At 39.1% G+C, this 18,518-nt stretch carries 20 protein-coding genes and 1 riboswitch; of the genes, 19 read left to right on the top strand and 1 reads right to left on the bottom strand.

Translation table 11 applies throughout. From position 1 onward, the window contains the following. Nucleotides 1-221: 221 nt before the first annotated feature. From M3196_RS06685 to M3196_RS06655, 7 genes are all read left to right on the top strand, one after another. Nucleotides 222-2,618: a 3-hydroxyacyl-CoA dehydrogenase NAD-binding domain-containing protein gene (locus M3196_RS06685; RefSeq protein ID WP_276531251.1), complete on the top strand. Its 2,397-nt coding sequence runs from the start codon at nt 222-224 to the stop codon at nt 2,616-2,618. Nucleotides 2,619-2,634: 16 nt separating this feature from the next. Continuing rightward, nucleotides 2,635-3,816 (top strand): acetyl-CoA C-acetyltransferase, encoded by a 1,182-nt coding sequence (locus tag M3196_RS06680; RefSeq protein WP_251321447.1) that lies wholly within the window; start codon nt 2,635-2,637, stop codon nt 3,814-3,816. A gap of 18 nt (nt 3,817-3,834) precedes the next feature. After that, nucleotides 3,835-5,619 (top strand): acyl-CoA dehydrogenase family protein, encoded by a 1,785-nt coding sequence (locus tag M3196_RS06675; RefSeq protein WP_251321446.1) that lies wholly within the window; start codon nt 3,835-3,837, stop codon nt 5,617-5,619. A gap of 308 nt (nt 5,620-5,927) precedes the next feature. Continuing rightward, a complete protein-coding gene (locus tag M3196_RS06670) occupies nt 5,928-6,143 on the top strand; it encodes a hypothetical protein (RefSeq protein WP_251321445.1) in 216 nt (71 codons plus the stop codon). A 93-nt stretch (nt 6,144-6,236) separates the two neighbouring features. Further along, nucleotides 6,237-6,596: an arsenate reductase family protein gene (locus tag M3196_RS06665; protein ID WP_251321444.1), complete on the top strand. Its 360-nt coding sequence runs from the start codon at nt 6,237-6,239 to the stop codon at nt 6,594-6,596. Between the two features lie 73 nt (nt 6,597-6,669). Beyond that, nucleotides 6,670-7,056: a glycine cleavage system protein GcvH gene (gcvH, locus tag M3196_RS06660; RefSeq protein ID WP_251321443.1), complete on the top strand. Its 387-nt coding sequence runs from the start codon at nt 6,670-6,672 to the stop codon at nt 7,054-7,056. A gap of 64 nt (nt 7,057-7,120) precedes the next feature. Further along, nucleotides 7,121-7,360 (top strand): YusG family protein, encoded by a 240-nt coding sequence (locus tag M3196_RS06655; RefSeq protein ID WP_251321442.1) that lies wholly within the window; start codon nt 7,121-7,123, stop codon nt 7,358-7,360. Between the two features lie 162 nt (nt 7,361-7,522). Here the strand turns inward: M3196_RS06655 and M3196_RS06650 are convergent, their stop codons facing one another. Further along, nucleotides 7,523-7,828 carry a glucose starvation-inducible protein B gene (locus M3196_RS06650; protein WP_425310976.1) on the bottom strand — a complete coding sequence of 102 codons (306 nt, stop codon included), beginning with the start codon at nt 7,826-7,828 and terminating at the stop codon, nt 7,523-7,525. A gap of 254 nt (nt 7,829-8,082) precedes the next feature. Here M3196_RS06650 and M3196_RS06645 point away from each other — a divergent pair, with 254 nt between their 5' ends. The 12 genes from M3196_RS06645 (at nt 8,083) to sufD (ending at nt 18,517) form a co-directional block, all read left to right on the top strand. Further along, complete coding sequence (locus M3196_RS06645) at nt 8,083-8,430, top strand: toprim domain-containing protein (protein ID WP_251321441.1); 348 nt, start codon at nt 8,083-8,085, stop codon at nt 8,428-8,430. Nucleotides 8,431-9,070: 640 nt separating this feature from the next. After that, a complete protein-coding gene (locus M3196_RS06640; RefSeq protein ID WP_251321440.1) occupies nt 9,071-9,412 on the top strand; it encodes a thioredoxin family protein in 342 nt (113 codons plus the stop codon). A gap of 463 nt (nt 9,413-9,875) precedes the next feature. Continuing rightward, on the top strand, nt 9,876-10,631 hold the full coding sequence (gene sigI, locus M3196_RS06635; RefSeq protein ID WP_251321438.1) for an RNA polymerase sigma-I factor: 756 nt from the start codon (nt 9,876-9,878) through the stop codon (nt 10,629-10,631). A gap of 91 nt (nt 10,632-10,722) precedes the next feature. Next, a complete protein-coding gene (locus tag M3196_RS06630; protein ID WP_251321436.1) occupies nt 10,723-11,877 on the top strand; it encodes an anti-sigma-I factor RsgI family protein in 1,155 nt (384 codons plus the stop codon). A 170-nt stretch (nt 11,878-12,047) separates the two neighbouring features. Continuing rightward, nucleotides 12,048-12,344 (top strand): hypothetical protein, encoded by a 297-nt coding sequence (locus M3196_RS06625; protein WP_251321434.1) that lies wholly within the window; start codon nt 12,048-12,050, stop codon nt 12,342-12,344. Nucleotides 12,345-12,420: 76 nt separating this feature from the next. Beyond that, nucleotides 12,421-12,543, top strand: a riboswitch (SAM riboswitch). Nucleotides 12,544-12,640: 97 nt separating this feature from the next. Further along, nucleotides 12,641-13,666: a methionine ABC transporter ATP-binding protein gene (locus M3196_RS06620; protein WP_251321432.1), complete on the top strand. Its 1,026-nt coding sequence runs from the start codon at nt 12,641-12,643 to the stop codon at nt 13,664-13,666. After that, nucleotides 13,659-14,327: a methionine ABC transporter permease gene (locus tag M3196_RS06615; RefSeq protein WP_251321431.1), complete on the top strand. Its 669-nt coding sequence runs from the start codon at nt 13,659-13,661 to the stop codon at nt 14,325-14,327. The genes M3196_RS06620 and M3196_RS06615 overlap by 8 nt, the downstream gene beginning before the upstream one ends. A gap of 19 nt (nt 14,328-14,346) precedes the next feature. Next, nucleotides 14,347-15,165, top strand: coding sequence for a MetQ/NlpA family ABC transporter substrate-binding protein (locus tag M3196_RS06610; RefSeq protein WP_251321430.1), 819 nt, complete (start codon nt 14,347-14,349; stop codon nt 15,163-15,165). Nucleotides 15,166-15,376: 211 nt separating this feature from the next. Next, on the top strand, nt 15,377-15,757 hold the full coding sequence (locus tag M3196_RS06605; RefSeq protein WP_251321429.1) for a carboxymuconolactone decarboxylase family protein: 381 nt from the start codon (nt 15,377-15,379) through the stop codon (nt 15,755-15,757). 251 nt (nt 15,758-16,008) lie between these two features. Further along, a complete protein-coding gene (locus M3196_RS06600; RefSeq protein WP_251321428.1) occupies nt 16,009-16,161 on the top strand; it encodes a hypothetical protein in 153 nt (50 codons plus the stop codon). Nucleotides 16,162-16,413: 252 nt separating this feature from the next. Further along, nucleotides 16,414-17,199: a Fe-S cluster assembly ATPase SufC gene (gene sufC / locus M3196_RS06595; RefSeq protein ID WP_251321427.1), complete on the top strand. Its 786-nt coding sequence runs from the start codon at nt 16,414-16,416 to the stop codon at nt 17,197-17,199. A 19-nt stretch (nt 17,200-17,218) separates the two neighbouring features. Continuing rightward, on the top strand, nt 17,219-18,517 hold the full coding sequence (gene sufD, locus M3196_RS06590) for a Fe-S cluster assembly protein SufD (RefSeq protein WP_251321426.1): 1,299 nt from the start codon (nt 17,219-17,221) through the stop codon (nt 18,515-18,517). The last annotated feature ends 1 nt before the right edge of the window (nt 18,518 follow it).

The following is an 18,518-nucleotide window of genomic DNA, read 5'->3' as shown; positions in this document are numbered from 1 at the left end:
TAGGGAACTTTCCGCCAACGGGGAGTTCCTTTTTACATAGAAAAAACAAATTGACTGGGGTCTGTCCCGGGACAGACCCCAGTCAATTTTGAAACAATTTAAAGAAATAGTTCTCAACTATTGCTAAAATTCTGAATATATTTTATATTAAGTATAGGCAAATTATTTTTTTATGGATAAAAAATGAATGAGTATTCATTCAATAAAGGGGGAAGTCTATTTTGTCTCGTCAAATCCGAAAAGCCGCCGTTCTGGGCTCTGGTGTAATGGGTTCGGGCATTGCTGCTCACCTTGCGAACGTCGGAATCCCAACATTGTTACTGGATATCGTTCCGCCTTCTTTAAGTGAAGAAGAAAAAGCGAAGGGAATCACAGAAGATCACCCGGCATTCCGCAACAAATTTACTTTATCAGCAACACAGAAATTACTTAAACAAAAACCTGCTCCGCTAGCTGTGAAAGAAAATCTGGATCTAATTACGATTGGAAACTTAACGGATGATCTTGAAAAATTAAGAGATGTTGACTGGATTATTGAAGTAGTCGTTGAGCGTCTTGATGTAAAGAAGAAACTTTTTGAAACAGTTGATCAATATCGCAAACCAGGAAGTATCGTTACATCAAACACATCCGGGATTTCTATTCGTGCAATGGCTGAAGGCCGGTCTGAAGATTTTAAAGCTCATTTTTTAGGCACACATTTTTTCAATCCTCCAAGATACTTAAAGCTTCTGGAGATCATTCCTACTGAAGACACGAAACCTGAGATCGTACAGTATATTAGAAATTTTGGTGAAAATGTACTCGGTAAAGGCGTAGTTGAAGCAAAGGATACACCAAACTTTATCGCGAACCGTATCGGCACATATGGGCTGATGGTAACGATGCAGGAAATGATGAAACAAGGATACAGCGTAGGTGAAGTAGATTCAGTAACAGGACCTCTCATTGGCCGGCCAAAATCCGCTACTTTCAGAACACTGGATGTTGTAGGACTAGATACTTTTCTACATGTAGCTCGAAATGTGTACGAACAAGTAGACGGGAAAGAAAAAGAAGTATTTGAGATTCCTGATTTTCTAAACGAAATGGTCGAAAAAGGTTGGACCGGAAGCAAAAATGGTCAAGGTTTTTATTTGAAGCAAAGAAGCAAGGCTGGCAGTGAAATTTTAGAACTCGATCCTAAAATTCTTGAATATAAGCCTCGTTCAAAAATGAAAACAGCAACACTCGAAGCTGCAAAACAAATGAAAACCACAAACCAGAAAGTGAAAGCGCTTTTATACAGCGATGACCGTGCAGGCAAGCTGCTTTGGGACATTATCAAACCGGTTCTTCTATATTCTGCAGAGAAGTGTTATGAAATCGCGGATGACCTTGTAGCAATCGACCAGGCGATGAAATGGGGATTCGGCTGGGAACATGGCCCGTTTGAGATATGGGATGCAATCGGACTGCCGGAATCCGTTGAAAGAATGAAATCTGAAGGAGAAACCATTCCACAGTGGGTAGAGAAATTGCTCCAATCAGAGAAAACGTCTTTCTATTCAAAAGCAGAAGGCGAAGTGTCCTACTATCATAATGGAACCTATCTGCCGGTAGAAGAAAATAAAAAAGTGATTCACTTGAGCCGTCTTAAAGAAAAAGGCAATGTGATCACGAAAAATGGCGGAGCTACCCTAATCGATTTAGGTGATGATGTAGCCGGTCTTGAGTTCACATCTCCGAACAATGCGATCGGACCTGAGATTATTATGATGCTTCACCAGGCTATCGATGAAGTGGAGAAAAACTACAAAGGGCTTGTCATCGGAAACCAGGGTAAGAACTTCTGTGTCGGCGCAAATCTAATGCTTATTTTAATGGAAGCACAAGATGACAATTTCTTTGAGCTGGATATGATGGTTCGCCAGTTCCAGCAAGCGATGGCAAGAGTACGTTACAGCACTAAGCCTGTAGTAGCTGCAAACTTTGGAATGACACTTGGCGGCGGAGTTGAGGTTTCTTTGCCTGCTGCAAGACTTCAAATGTCATCTGAAACTTATATGGGTCTTGTAGAAACAGGAGTCGGTCTTATTCCTGGTGGAGGAGGAAACAAAGAACTATACATCCGTCTCTTGGAACAGCTTCCTGAAGGAGCGAAAGGCGACCTCCAAAAAGTTGCGAATCAGGCTTTTGAAACCATTGCTATGGCGAAGGTTTCAACTTCAGCACAAGAGGCCCGCAAACTAGGATTCTTAAGAAACGAGGACAGCATCTCAGTAAATGGTGAACATCTTTTACATGATGCGAAAAGCCAGGTACTTGCGCTTTCAGATCTAGGCTATAAAGCACCCATTAAAAAGAAGATCCCAGTGATTGGTGAAGCTGGATACGCAACACTGGCACTCGGTGCACAAACGATGCACTTCAGCCAGTACATTTCAGAGCATGATCTGAAGATTGCTAAGAAACTCGCATTTGTTTTAGCGGGGGGCAGGGTGCCTGAAGGAACATATGTAGATGAACAATATTTATTGGACCTTGAAAGAGAAGCTTTTTTAAGCCTTGCCGGTGAACCAAAGAGCCAGGCAAGAATGCAGCATATGCTTGTTAAAGGCAAGCCGCTAAGAAACTAAAGGGGGGAAGAAACGAATGTTAAAAGATGCAGTCATAGTTGCAGGTGCAAGAACAGCTGTAGGGAAAGCGAAAAAAGGATCTTTTGCACATATGAGACCAGATGAATTGGCGGCAGTTACCATCAAAGAAACGTTAAAGCGTGCAGGAGATTATGATGGACCGATCGATGATCTAATTATTGGCTGTGCTGTACCTGAAGCAGAACAAGGAATGAACATGGCAAGATTAATTGGTGCTCGTGCAGGCTTGCCAGAAACGGTACCGGCTATAACAATCAATCGCTTCTGTTCCTCAGGTCTGCAAAGTATTGCTTATGGTGCTGAAAAAATCATGCTCGGTGCAGCTGATGCGATCATCGCAGGCGGAGCTGAATCTATGAGTCTTGTACCTGTGGTGGGCCATGTCGTGAAACCAAATCCGTATTTGGTCGAAACGGTACCACAATATTATATGGGGATGGGGCATACAGCTGAAGAAGTAGCTAGAAGATTCGGTGTTTCGCGGCAAGATCAAGATGAATTTGCCGTACGAAGCCATCAAAAAGCAGCAGCTGCAATTAAAGAAGGAAAGTTTAATGATGAAATCGTTCCCGTCCATGTAATGAAACGCTGGCTCGATGAGCAATCAAAACTTGTTGAAAAAGAAATAGCGGTATCAATCGATGAAGGCGTTCGTCCAGATACATCATTAGAAGTTTTAGGGAAACTGCGTCCGGCATTTACTCCAACAGGTTCAGTAACGGCAGGTAACTCTTCACAAACAAGTGATGGTGCAGCTTCGGTCTTAGTGATGAACAGGGAAAAAGCTGAAGCGGAAGGATTAACCCCGCTTTTAAAATTCCGTTCCTTTGCAGTGGCTGGTGTGGCGCCAGACATTATGGGTGTCGGACCTGTTGCGGCAATTCCAAAGGCGTTAAAGATGGCTGGATTGGAACTTTCCGATATCGGATTATTTGAACTGAACGAGGCCTTTGCCTCTCAGGCGGTGCAGGTTATACGTGAACTGAATCTTCCTGAAGATAAAGTGAACGTAAACGGTGGTGCAATTGCACTGGGTCACCCGCTTGGATGCTCAGGAACGAAACTTACTCTAACACTGCTCCACGAAATGATGCGCCGAAACGAACAATTCGGGATTGTGACAATGTGTATCGGAGGCGGAATGGGTGCAGCAGGAGTATTTGAACTTGTTGGATAAAAAAGGAGGAGAATAAAAATGTCAAACACAGCGGAAAAAGAGATTATCGGCGGAAGTTTCTTAATCGAAGACCTTGATGCAGCAGATATTTACACACCGGAAGATTTTTCAGAAGAACACTTGATGATCGCAAAGACAACAGAAGACTTTGTTGTAAAAGAAGTAGTGCCGCAGCTTGAAAAGATGGAAGACCATGACTTTGAAGTATCCCGTAAACTTCTTACAAAAGCAGGTGAGCTTGGGCTGTTAGGCGCAGATGTTCCAGAAGAATACGGCGGACTTGGACTTGATAAGATTTCTTCGTCTTTGATCACTGAAAAATTTGCACGCGGACGCGGTTTTTCAATCAGCTATGGTGCTCATGTCGGTATCGGCTCACTGCCAATCGTTCTTTTTGGAAACGAGGAACAAAAGAAAAAGTACCTGCCTGAGCTGGCAACAGGGGAAAAAATTGCAGCTTATGCACTAACAGAACCGGGTTCAGGGTCTGATGCACTTGGGGCGAAAACAACAGCAAAACTAAATGCAGATGGTACTCATTATATTCTTAATGGAGAAAAGCAGTGGATCACAAATTCTGCATTTGCTGATATTTTCGTTGTTTATGCAAAAATTGACGGCGAACAATTTTCTGCTTTTATCGTTGAAAGAGAGTTTCCGGGTGTATCTACAGGTCCTGAGGAAAAGAAAATGGGAATCAAGAGCTCCTCAACACGTACGCTGATTCTAGAGGACGTAGCCGTACCAAAGGAAAATCTTTTATGGGAAGCTGGAAAAGGCCATTTGATAGCATTTAACATCCTGAATATTGGCCGTTATAAGCTGGCGCTAGGCTGTGTAGGAGCTGCGAAACGCGCATTTGAAGTTTCCGTCAAATATGCGAATGAGCGTCAGCAGTTCAAACGTAAAATCAGTTCTTTTAGCTTGATTCAAGAAAAACTTGCGAACATGGCAATTTCCACTTTTGCTTCTGAAAGCTCTGTTTACAGAACAGTGGGGTTATTTGAAAACCGTCTTGGAGCTTTATCGGATGAGAAGCAAAAAGATGGACGTGAACTTGCAAAAGCGATTGCTGAATATGCGATTGAGTGTTCATTGAACAAAGTGTTTGCTTCTGAAACACTTGATTATGTAGTGGATGAGGGCGTTCAAATCCATGGCGGATACGGCTTCATGTCAGAATACGAGATCGAAGGGGCATACCGCGATTCACGCATAAATCGTATCTTCGAAGGAACTAACGAAATCAACCGCTTGCTAGTGCCTGGAACACTCGTGAAAAAAGCGATGAAGAATGAGCTGCCATTGATTCAAAAAGCAACTGCTCTTCAGCAAGAACTCATGATGCTTATGCCAGTGGAAGTTGGTACTGAAGCGCTTGATCAGGAGAAGCACCTTGTTTCCATGGCTAAGAAGATTTTCTTAATGACAGCTGGTCTTGCTGTTCAAAAGTTCGGGCCAAAGCTCGAGAAAGAGCAGGAAGTGTTATCAAATCTTGCAGATATCATCAGTGAGATCTACAGCATGGAATCTGTTCTTTTACGAACGGAAAAAGCAATCGGTAAATCTGGAGCGGATAAGGCAAAACAAAAGCTTCTCTACACAGAAGTTTATTGTCAGGAAGCTTTCAACCGCATCGAAGCACATGCGAAGGAATCCATTATCGCTGTTGAAGAAGGGGATATGCTGCGTATGATGCTTTCTGCATTAAAGAAGCTGACGCGTCATACACCTGTAAATGTTATTAAGAAGAAACGGGAGATTGCCGTTTTACTTCTTGAAGAAGAACGCTATGTTGTTTAATTAATTTTTATTTACGCCAACCTTCAAAAAAACCTTTTCCCTCTTGCTTTTGCAGGAGGGCCTTTTTTTGTTAATACGTCGCATGCCTTGCGATAAGGATTCTCAGGTGGGGGCACGCTGCTCCTAGCCGTAGTCTTGCACCGTCAGCTCCAATTTTCAGAAGGAATATTTCAATTTTAAAGGAGAAAATGAGCTAATCCTACAAACATCTAAGTAAGGTAGGCTGAACCCATCGTAAAACGTTAAAAACTGGTGCAGTTTCGGGTGCCGAAACTGTTTTCAGACGATACCTAAAGGGGTATTCAGCCTTGTTCAAGAGTTTTATTCCAGAAAAAAGAGGCATCAATCCAGAAATTCAGCCACTTTATCCACGAGTTTTAGCTCTCAATCCAAAAGTTTCTGCTGTTTATCCACGAGTCTACAATCCTCGACAAATTCTGCCATTCATATTCCCTCGCCAACATTATAGAACAACCAAAAAAGCCCTCCAACTTCATGAAGAACTGAAAGGCTTACAAAACTAACGTTCGCTGCAATTCCGATACAATTTAGAAAGTGTAAAATTTCTTGTTTTATTGGAGACACTAGTTTGTGGTACTATGAATAGGGGTGATATAATGCTACTGACAGTATACGAATATCCGAAATGCTCAACATGCCAAAAAGCAAAAAAATGGCTTAAAGAAAATGACGTAGCCTTTCAGCCTGTACATATCGTGGACAACCCTCCTTCTAAGGAAGAACTTAAGGATTTAGTTCAAAAGAGCGGGTTGGAACTAAAAAAATTCTTTAACACAAGCGGCATGAAGTATCGCGAATTAGGTATGAAAGAGAAAATGAAAACGGCTTCAGATGATGAGCTTCTTGAACTATTAGCATCTGACGGCATGCTGATCAAAAGACCGATTGCCACGGATGGAAAAAACGTGACAGTTGGCTTTAAAGAAGAACAGTACGAAAACGTCTGGAAAAAGTAAAATTTGTTGCTGACTATAATAAAACATTTATTGTAGTTACTATAAAAACAAAGAAAAGCTGGAGGGATTACACATGGAATTTCCAAAAGAGTTACGCTATTCAGAAGAACATGAGTGGACTAAAACAGAAGACGGCAATAAAGTACGTATTGGTATTACGGCATTTGCCCAAGATGAGCTTGGTGATATCGTGTTTGTTGAACTTCCTGAAGTTGGAGATGAACTTAAAGCAGACGAGCCATTCGGGAGTGTAGAATCCGTTAAAACTGTTTCAGAGCTTTATGCTCCTGTTTCTGGAAAAGTAGTAGAAGTTAATGAAGATCTTGATGACAGCCCGGAATTAGTTAACGAATCTCCATACGAAAAAGCATGGATGGTAGTAGTTGAACTTTCTGATTCCTCTGAGCTTGAAAAATTAATGACTGCTGAACAATATGAGGAAATGATTAAAGAAGATTAATGAAAAGATTCTCTTCAGGAAAGAATAGGCTTATTGCTAATTTCTTTTTTGGAGGGATTTTTTTATGAACCAAGATAGACGTGATGTGACTTCAAGAGTATTTGGCAAAATGAAGGGCGGCTCAATGTCCCTTTACCTGGATAAAGATGAAATTGGTCAGATTCGGTTTACGAACCAAGGCAATATGTATGAAATGGCCGAAGGATTTGAATTTGATTCTGATAAAATTTATAAACGCGAAAAGCCTGCGGAAATACCAAATCCTACAAAATATGTAGACGAGTGTGATAAAGGCTGGTGCTAGCATGCAAAGAGGATGATATGATTGATCATCCTCTTTTTTTATTTTCAGTTCGGACAGAAAACTTCTGAAAGTGGACAGATTATCTTGAAAAGTGGACAAATAAACCAAGAAAGTCGGCAGAATAATTCTCAAATCCGATCGATTCCACTGATTTGACACCATTTATCGGCTTGAACTGCCGCCTTTAGCTCCGATCTTCTGATAAAAGCTCTTGTCATGGGTCTTAGATGTAGTTTGCCCGCCTTTTTTTCCGATCCTTTGATAAAATTCCTTGTTTTTTGATTGAGAAGTAGTCATACCGCCCCTTCTTCCTATCTCCTGATAAAACTCAGCATTGTGTCCTTTAGCAGTAGAAGAGCCGCCCTTTTTTCCAATCTCCTGATAAAATTCCTTCCCATGCGATTTTGAAGTTTGTTTTCCTCCAAGCCGGCCAGCTTCTTCTCGGCTCATTTTTTCTGACATAGCCAATGGTGATCTCCTCCTTTTGAACAGTTTAAAATATCTGGATGTATTCAATGATTAACCTTTATTGATGCGATTAAAACGCTATTTAAAGCAATTAGGACAATTAGCTTACTGTATGAATTTAAGGGTAGGAATATAGTAAAAAGGGGAATAGTAATAAAGAACATCTCTTGCAGGATTTTAATAAAATAAAGCAAATATATAATCTAAGCGATGCATTCATTTAATAGTTCTTCAATGTATAGGAGAGATGAGTAATGAATGGAAGCATGAATAAAGTAATCATTGTAGAAGGAAAATCAGATAAAGATAAACTTGCTGCGATATTGAATGAGCCGGTTGAAATTATTTGTACAAACGGAACTTTAGGGTTGGATAAATTAGAAGAGCTAGCATTGGCAATTGAAGATAGAGATGTTTATATTCTCGTGGATGCGGATGATGCTGGACATAAATTAAGAAAACAGCTGCAGCGAGAACTACCGAATGCAGAGCATTTATATATTCATAAAATGTATAGAGAAGTTGCAAAAACACCGCTTATGTACCTGGCAAAAGTGCTGGTAGGTGCCCATTTTAATATTCACAAAAACTGTTTAGGGTAGGTTGATGAAAAAATTATTGAGCGCAATATCCATTTTGATTCTTGTAAATGACTGCGGTTCATTGAAAGAGGAAACAAGAAATCCGCCTTCCCAAGAGACTTTGGCAAAACAGTTAAATATAACATGAAAGATCAGCAGCTCCCAAAATGAAATTTGAATCTGTGAACGAACCGGGGAGCTTGTTTCAGGGCTAAATGAAAGGTAAACCTCTTACACCCCTTAATTTTCATCAGCACTTTTTGATGAAGGGGAAGGAGGTTTTTTTTTTGTTTTTTTTATTGGATTCAGATTTTAATCAAAACTAGATAGCATTTGTTTATTATACATACCAAAGAATAAGAACAACTTTTTAACAGAGTTTTTAAGATGACCTTTAAAGAAGGAAAAAACCTGAGCGCCCTCTGGTCTGCACTATAAAGACGGCCTTTTTTATACAGCGGCTTTAAGAGGAGCAGGTATTTCTTATGATTAATAAGAAAACTAAGAAATGTTTCTTAACTACCACGGAAGAATTCGTGATATTCTTATAACAGAAAACGAAATTATGATCATAACTAATAATACTGATGGAAGTGAAGACCCGTCTCTGAGGAAAATGACCGTCTTCTTAAAATGCCATCAGAATAATAACGGAGCTTTTATGAAAGAAATTACAAGACATAACTGGGAAAACGTTGTAGAGCAATCAATAAATGAGCCTTTCTTCCTTTATTTGGAAACGCCTTTATGCGGCACTTGTAAAATGGGTAAAAAGATGATGGAAGTAGCTATTGAAACCGTTCGTGCCCAAAAGGATAGCAGTTTATTGACGGGTGTGTGCAATATTAACGAAATGCCTGAACTTGCTGATCGTTATGGTGTAACAAGCGTACCTTGTTTAATGATTATTTCGAGAGGCATAGCCTTAAAAAAGATTTATGCCCTCCAATCAGCTGGAAATATCTATCAAACCATGATGGATTTCTTAAATAAGGAAAAATAATTTGTAATAAAATGTGGGAAAAACCCCATATTTCCTCACGTTTATCCTAATTCTCAAGAAAAATGATTTTTTCGGGGGTTTTTCTGTAAGAAAAAAATGGTAAATTAATGTCGTGTGCACACTTATCTGTAACATTAGAAGGTGTGTTTTTTTAATTTGAAATTTTCGTCAGACCTTGTCGTATTAAGGGATTTATAAGTTAGCGAGTTAATTATCAGTTATTTTTGCTTATTCAGTTATTTAACAAGAAAGTCACAAATGTTACGAGGTCTGTAATATTGTTATAGAACTGTATCCTACAAATGTCAAAAGTCATGGTATAAATGATTAGGAGAGCTTGTTTCATGTTTGCTCCCGAACGATTAGTGGTAAATAAGAATGGTTTTATGAAAATAAAAAACAAACGTTGAACGTTAACGGAACAAAACAGAAGTAATTTTTTTAGCAGGGGTGAATGATAATCATGGCATCTTTAAATTTAAACGCAGTATTTCCTATCGCAAAAAATAAAATGACAAGCATAGAAGATAAAGTATTAACGATCCAAGAAAGAAACGACGAAAAATTGAGAAATGAATTAATTGGTGATTACCAGCCATTCATTAAGAAAGTTACGTCTAAAGTTTGCAGTCAATATATAGATCGAACAATGGATGAGTTTAGTGTAGGTCTATTTGCCTTTAATGAAGCGATCGATCAGTATCAGGAAGGACAAGGGAGCCGCTTTTTATCCTTTGCAGATATGGTGATCAGACGCCGTGTTATTGACTATATCCGTAAAGAGGTACGTCAAAACAGACTGATTTTCCTTCAGCCGGATGAGGAAGATGAAGAGGGTCGTTTAGAAGAAAGCTATGCTGAACAAAAAGCAGCATTGGATCATTTTGAAGATCAAATTCAAGTCGAGAACCGTGTATATGAAATTGAAGAATATCAAAAGCTGTTAAAAACATTTGGTTTGGACTTTAAAGTATTAAGCAAACATTGTCCTAAGCACGTGGACGCACGTGAAAATGCTAAGGAAATTGCACGGCTTTTAGCAGAAAATGAAGAACTTGCCGCATTTTTAAAAGAAAAAAAGCAATTGCCAATAAAAGATTTATTAAATATGGTATCCTGTAGTCGTAAAACCATAGAGAGAAATCGAAAGTATATAATAGCAGTTTCTTTAATATATTTAGGCGATTTCCAAGCGCTGAAATCATACATTCAGCCTTAAGGTGAGGTAAATATGATTACATGGTAAGAGGATTAAACTTCCTCTTGCCCTGTAATTTCTACTGATCCTGCGACTTGCGGGAGGGATACCATTGAAAAGCGGAAGCGGTATTGTAATAGAAGTTAATAATAAAAAAGCAACTTTGCTCATGAAAGATGGAACATTTGTAACGGTACGAATACCACCAGGCAAACATCCATCAGTAGGCAGGGAGTATCAGGCTTCTTATTTTTCAAACAGAAAAAGAAGTCTTTTTGTGCTGCCTTCCCTAGCAGCACTGTTTGCGTTTGTTCTATTATCCGGCCTTGTGCCAACAGGAAGCAAGTCAGCAGCCGCAGCTTATGTTAGTTTCGATATTAATCCAAGTCTCGAGGTGGGTGTGGATGATGACATGCGAGTTATTCAGATCCATCCCTTTAATGATGAAGCTAAACATTTACTCAAAGAATATAATATGACCGTTGATAAGGATTTCTCATTTGAGGAATTTGCGGAAAAGCTCATAAAAGCTTATGAAACAGAAGGCTATATGAATAATGATCACTCAATGCTCATTACAACTGTTCCGAGTGAAGAAGGAAACGAAAAAACTGTAGCAGCTTTAGATCAAGCTGTTGATACAATTGTTAAGGATACTGTCGTAAAGTATCCTGTTCAAATTACGGTATCGGAATCCAACACAGACACGCGTAATAAAGCAACAACTTTAGGTGTTTCTCCAGGTAAATATACTGCTTTCCAAAAAGCCAATAATGGAAAGCCTTTAAATAAAGAAAAGATAAAAGAAGTGCATTTTCAAGAGTTGAAAGTGAGCACTGCATCATCTACAGCTGATAAAAAAGCAATACCGCATCCTCGTAAAATTAAAGCAGAATCAAATAATAACCAAAAAGATATAAATTCAACAGTTTCAAAAAATGCAGTCAGAAAGCAAAAAACAGATCATGTTCAAAATAATAAACCTAAAAAAGCTCAAGAAAAACCAAGAAAACCGCAGAAAGAAGTTAAACTAAAAGAAGTTAAACTAAAAGAAGTTAGACTAAAAGAAGTTAAACTAAAAGAAGTTCTAAATCATGACAATAAACAAAAGCAAAACCGTAATATAAATCACAATGCGCAAAGGGGAAAGGAAAATATTAACCGAAAAGCATTGGATAATCACAATCAAAATAAAAACAAACATAATACCAATCAAAATAAAAACAAACATAACAACAATCAAAATAAAAACAAACATAAACACTAATTATGGTTAATACTGTCGGAAATGCAAAAACGATTTTTTTCCGCTGTCGAAGACTAAATGAAGGTAAACAATCAGTTCCTCTCGAATCGGTGAAGTAACAACCAATTTCGGGGGGATTTTATATGCTGGATGTCACCTTTTTTGAAAGACAGATTGGAAGAAGCCCTTACTTGCCACTATATAACATTCCGGTTAAACCCAGTTTTAAACTCAAAGATGAAACCACATTAAGAATTGAGTATAGAGAAGGGGAACGCAATCGCATTGTTGTGTTTAAAGGGAATCCTAAGTATCTCTCTTTAATGCTAGAGGGAAAAATGAAGCTTACAACCCTTTTACGCCAAGAAATGGTAGAGTTTCAAGGGACATTAAGGCAGCGATTAAAATGGGAAGCAATTTTCTATTTAAGTTCTCATTGGGAGCAAATTTCAGCAGGGGTCTTAATTAAAAATGCTAAAAATGTTTGACATGAATCGACAGTGGTGATATTATTCATCACAGTGATTCAAAAATGCATCGCTTTAACTTAATAACGTAACGCTTTACTTATCACGAGAGGTGGAGGGACTGGCCCTATGAAACCCGGCAACCGCTAGTTGTATGTTCCATACTGACTAGAAAGGTGCCAATTCCTGCAAGACATTAAATGGTCTTGGGAGATGAGGAGAACGCGCATAGAATATTATATGCCTTTCTGCTCATATTGAAGCAGAGGGCATTTTTTTATTATAAGAATTACAGATTGGAAATGAGGTTAGTTCTATTGATTAATTTACAGTCAGTCCGTAAAGTCTTTCAAACTAAAGATGGTGAAGTGAAGGCTGTTGATACGGTAGATTTAAACATAAAACAAGGTGAAATTTACGGGATTATTGGATATAGCGGTGCTGGAAAAAGTACACTGATCCGGATACTGAACATGCTGGAAAGACCAACCAGCGGTACGGTAACCATTGGCGGAAAAAACATGTCAGAGCTCTCTTCGAAAAAGCTCAGACAAGCCAGACAGGAAATAAGTATGATTTTTCAGCATTTCAATCTTTTGTGGTCAAGAACAGTAAGAGAAAACATCGCATTTCCGCTCGAGATTGCTGGATATCCCAAAGATAAAATTAAACAGCGTGTCGATGAGCTTATCGACCTTGTTGGACTGGAAGGAAGAGGCGGGTCCTATCCTTCGCAGCTGAGCGGCGGTCAGAAACAGCGAGTTGGTATTGCAAGAGCTCTTGCCAATGAGCCGAAAGTTTTGTTATGTGATGAAGCAACATCAGCACTTGATCCTAAAACAACTGACAGTATCTTGGATCTTTTAGTTGAGATTAACCAGAAGCTGGGTTTAACGATTGTTTTGATCACGCATGAGATGCATGTCATTCGTAAAATCTGCCACCGGGTTGCCGTTATGGAAACGGGAAAAGTAGTTGAAGAAGGCGACGTACTGAACGTCTTTAAAAATCCAAAAGAACCGATTACGAGAGATTTTGTAAAACAAGTAACAGAACCAGAAGAAACCGTTGATACCATCAAACAATTTATTCAGGAGTTCCCTGAGGGCCGAATCGTACAGCTTACTTTTATTGGTGGACGTGCTGGCCAGCCTCTAATAACCGAACTGATCCGGAATTTCGAAGTGGATGTTAATATTCTGCAAGGAAAGATTACGCAGACACAAAATGGTCCATACGGTACATTATTTATTCAAATTAAAGGTTCTGAGGAAGCACTTTCTAAAGCGATGGAATTTTTAGATCGTGTTCAGGTGGAAGTTGAGGTGATCCATAATGCTTAGTACTTGGTTCCCAAATGTTCAATGGGATGTTGTCTTAGAAGCAACTAAAGAAACATTGTACATGTCAGCCATATCTGTATTGGTTACATTTATTTTAGGACTTGCCCTGGGTCTTGCGTTATATTTAACAGCTCCCGGCAACTTGTGGGAAAATAAATTCTTGAATAGCGTTATCGCTATAATCGTAAACGTGTTCCGTTCCATTCCTTTTATTATTTTGATTATCTTGCTTATTCCTTTTACTCGTTTTATCGTGGGAACAATGCTTGGAGCTGAAGCAGCATTACCAGCTTTGATTGTGGGGGCGGCTCCATTCTATGCACGGATGGTTGAGATTGCTTTAAGAGAGATTGATAAAGGTGTCATTGAAGCAGCGAAATCAATGGGTGCTACAAATACTCAAATCATTTTTAAAGTCCTTATTCCGGAAAGCACCCCAGCTCTTGTATCAGGCATTACTGTTACTGCAATTGCCCTTGTAAGCTATACAGCAATGGCAGGGGTAGTCGGTGCAGGGGGGCTTGGCAACCTTGCATACATGGAAGGCTACCAGCGTGATAATGCAGACGTAACACTAGTTTCAACTGTATTGATATTGATCATCGTGTTTGTTATTCAATGGATAGGCGATCGATTCACGACAGCTTTAGATAAAAGATAAACATCAAGGAGGAATTCATATGAAAAAAGTATTATCTATTATTTTACTTGCAGTAGTTGCAGCAGCACTAGCAGCTTGCGGCAATAAAACAGAAGGCGGCATCAGCGATGAAAAGCTGATTGTAGGAGCATCAAACGTACCGCATGCTGAGATTCTTGAAGAAGCGAAGCCTCTTTTAAAAGATAAAGGGGTAGAACTTGAAATCAAAACGTTCCAGGACTATGTGCTCCCAAATAAATCTCTAGCTGAAAAAGAAATCGGAGCAAATTACTTCCAGCACGTTCCTTATTTAGAATCACAAATGAAAGACCACGGCTACAAATTTGAAAATGCAGGCGGCATTCACATCGAGCCAATTGGTGTATATTCAAAAAAATATAAATCATTAGAAGAACTCCCAGAAGGTGCTACAATTATCATGTCTAACTCTGTAGCCGATCATGGCCGAATGCTTGCTCTTTTAGAAAAAGAAGGATTAATTAAAGTAAAAGAAGGCGCGGGCTATGAAGCGCAAGTCAAAGACATCGTAGAGAACCCTAAGAAACTGAAATTCAAGGCAGATGTTGATGCAGGTATGCTTCCAAAAGCTTATAAAAACGGTGAAGGCGATGCTGTTCTGATCAACACTAACTATGCGATCGATGCAGGATTAAATCCTCAAAAAGACGCAATCGCACTTGAAGGCTCTGATTCTCCATTCGTAAACATCATTACTGTGCGAGAAGGAGACAAAGATAAAAAGTCTATTAAGGCATTAGTTGAAGTACTGCGTTCAAAAGAAATCCAGGACTTCATCGAAAAGAAATATGAAGGTGCTGTAGTGCCTGTATCTGAATAATTGAATGAAAAGGTGTCTCTGATTGAGGAGGCACCTTTTTTGTGCTTTTTATGTGATTGATGCTTTTTTTGTGATGAACGGTTTTTTTATGTGATAATGTCCTCTTTTTATATGATGCTCTTTCTCATAAAGCACAGCTCATTTTACATAACAGCTACGGATATAACTCATACTAAACCTGTTTACTAAAACGTGACAGGAGTGTATGAAGATGAAACAAGAAGATCAGCAAATGCCAGGGTCGAATTCTGCCCAATACCATCTTATTCGTTATAAAGAAGGTTTAGGAAAATATAACGAAAATATGCCAGAATTAACGCATGCTTATAATGAATTCACACGCCATTGCTTCAAAGAAGGAGAAATCTCGGAAAAATATAAACAGCTGATTGCACTCGGTATCAGTATTTATTCTCAAGATGAATATTGCATTATCTATCACACAAAAGGATGCCTGGATCAAGGATGTTCAGAAAATGAAATCTTGGAAGCTGTAGGTGTTTCTGCTGCATTTGGTGGGGGTGCTGCGATGAGTCAGGGAGTAACCCTTGTACAGGAATGCATTCAAGAGCTGAACAAACCAAGACATTAGTTTATAGATGCTTACACTTTACCATGTTTTATAAATACTCAAAAAGGGAATGGAAGTAATATAGCGGATTCAGCAGGATTATTAAGAAAATCATAGGTCAAATTATCTGTAAATTGATATAGCCATAAACAAAACGATGCATTAGACTATATGCTTGTGGTTGATTACTTTCACTGCTGTTAAGCTTAAATTACCAAAATCGAAAGGATTGATTCATTATCCACCCCATAAAAGTAAAGCATACATCTGAAATGGAAAAAGCGATGCACCAGTCACATGGTTGCGGTTTTGCAGAGTATGAAAGGGATTTGGAAAAGCGGTTAGATGTTGAGAAAGATCGTGAAAAGGACTACAAAAAGGGATTAGAAGTCGCGGCAGACGCTAACAGGAATCATACGCCGTAAGCATATTTAATAAAAGCAAAAGGCTGACTCAATAGGTGATATACTGCCGATGAGTTAGCCTTTTTTAAATGGATTTAATAAATAACGATTAATTAGACTACACTTAGGAAGTTAACTAAATATATTCTTTTTGGCAGGTTCCTTGAAGATACATTTCATTTGTTATAAGATTAGAATGAGAATAAATTGAGAATGGCTATTTAGTGGCTTTTATCAAAAATCTTGAGAATGATTCATATTGGAGGTTGTATTATGTCAGCACCTAATTTAAAGATTGAAGATCTTCGTGTATCGATTGAAGATAAAGAGATTATTAAAGGTTTAGATCTCGAAATTAATGGTGGAGAAATCCATGCAATTATGGGGCCGAACGGAACAGGGAAGTCTACTCTTTCTGCAGCGTTGATGGGTCACCCTAAATATGAAGTAACTTCAGGTAAAGTTACTTTTAATGGTGAAGACCTTCTAGAGATGGAAGTTGATGAGCGTGCACAAGCAGGTCTTTTCCTAGCTATGCAATACCCATCTGAAGTAAGCGGAATTACGAATGCAGATTTCCTTCGTTCTGCAATTAATGCAAAACGTGAGGAAGGCCAAGAGATTTCTCTTATGAAGTTTATTCGTGAACTTGATAAAAAGATGGATACTCTTGAAATGGATAATACTTTTGCACACCGTTACCTAAATGAAGGTTTCTCAGGTGGAGAAAAGAAACGTAATGAAATTCTTCAAATGATGATGCTTGAACCAAAACTTGCAATCCTTGATGAGATTGACTCTGGCTTAGATATCGATGCTCTTAAAGTAGTAGCAAAAGGCGTTAATGATATGCGCAGTCCTGATTTCGGCTGCTTAATCATTACTCACTATCAGCGTTTATTGAACTACATCACACCTGACAGAGTACACGTAATGATGCAAGGCAGAATTGTGAAATCAGGCGGACCTGAATTGGCTCAACGACTTGAAGCTGAAGGGTATGACTGGATTAAAGAAGAACTTGGAATCAAAGACGAAACTGTCGGTCAAGAAGCGTAAGCAATAAGGGGGACTATACATGTCAGTTGATACGAGCCTAAGATTTGATAAGGACTACGTAAACGGTTTTTCAAGCAGCAGACAGGAACCCGCTTGGCTGCAGGAGCTTCGTTTGCAAGCATTGGAATCAGCTCAAAATTTGCCAATGCCAAAACCGGATAAAACTAAGATTGATAAATGGAACTTTACTGATTTTAAACATGAAGCAACGGGTAATACAGTAGCTTTTAACGACCTTCCTGAAGAAGTAAAAGCATTAATCGGTTCTGAGGAAGAAGCGAAAAATGTTCTTGTAATCCATAATGGAACGCCTGTGTTCTTCGCAATGGAGCAAAGCGTAAAGGATCAAGGTGTAATCTACACGGATCTTCTATCTGCAGTGAAAGAGCATGGAGATTTAGTTAAAAAGCATATGATGAAGGCTGTTGCAGTTGATGAAAATCGTTTAACAGCATTGCATGCAGCACTTTTTGTGAATGGGGCTTTCCTTTATGTTCCGAAGAACGTAGAACTGACTGCACCTATTCAGGCGGTATACTATCAAGATGATGAAGCGGCAATGTTCAATCATGTAATCATTGCAGTTGAAGATAACAGCTCTGTGACATATGTTGAAAACTATCTTTCAACAAACGAAAATACGGACTCTGTAGCAAACATCGTTTCTGAAGTATTTGCAGCCAGTGGTTCAAAAGTAGTTTACGGAGCAGTAGATAACCTTGCAAAAGGTATGACTACTTACGTGAACCGAAGAGGACGTGCTGACCGTGATGCCCGCATCGAATGGGCGCTTGGTCAGTTCAATGATGGAAATACAGTTTCTGATAATACAACGCACCTTATTGGTGACGGTTCATTTACTGATACAAAGACAGTAACAATCGGCCGCGGCGATCAAAAACAAAATTTCGTTGCCCAAATTTTTAACCACGGAAAACATTCTGAAGGTTATATTTTAACTCACGGCGTAATGAAAGATAGCGCTAGCTCTATTTTTAACGGAATTACGAAAATTGAGCATGGAGCTACAAAATCTCATGGTGAGCAAACAGAACGTGTGCTTATGTTAAGTGAAAAAGCACGTGGGGATGCTAACCCGATTCTTTTAATCGATGAAGATGATGTAACAGCTGGTCACGCTGCTTCAGTAGGTCGAATTGATCCACTTCAAATGTTCTATCTGATGAGCCGTGGTATTTCAAAAGTTGAAGCAGAACGTCTGATCATTCATGGATTCTTGGCGCCAGTAGTTAGCCAAATGCCATTAGAATCTGTAAAAAATCGTCTAGTCGAGGTTATTGAAAGGAAAGTGCGCTAAG

Source organism: Fictibacillus nanhaiensis (assembly GCF_023715445.1).
Lineage (GTDB): Bacteria > Bacillota > Bacilli > Bacillales > Fictibacillaceae > Fictibacillus > Fictibacillus nanhaiensis_D.
The sequence above is the reverse complement of the archived record's forward strand: the minus strand, read 5'-3'. Positions and strand labels throughout refer to the sequence as shown.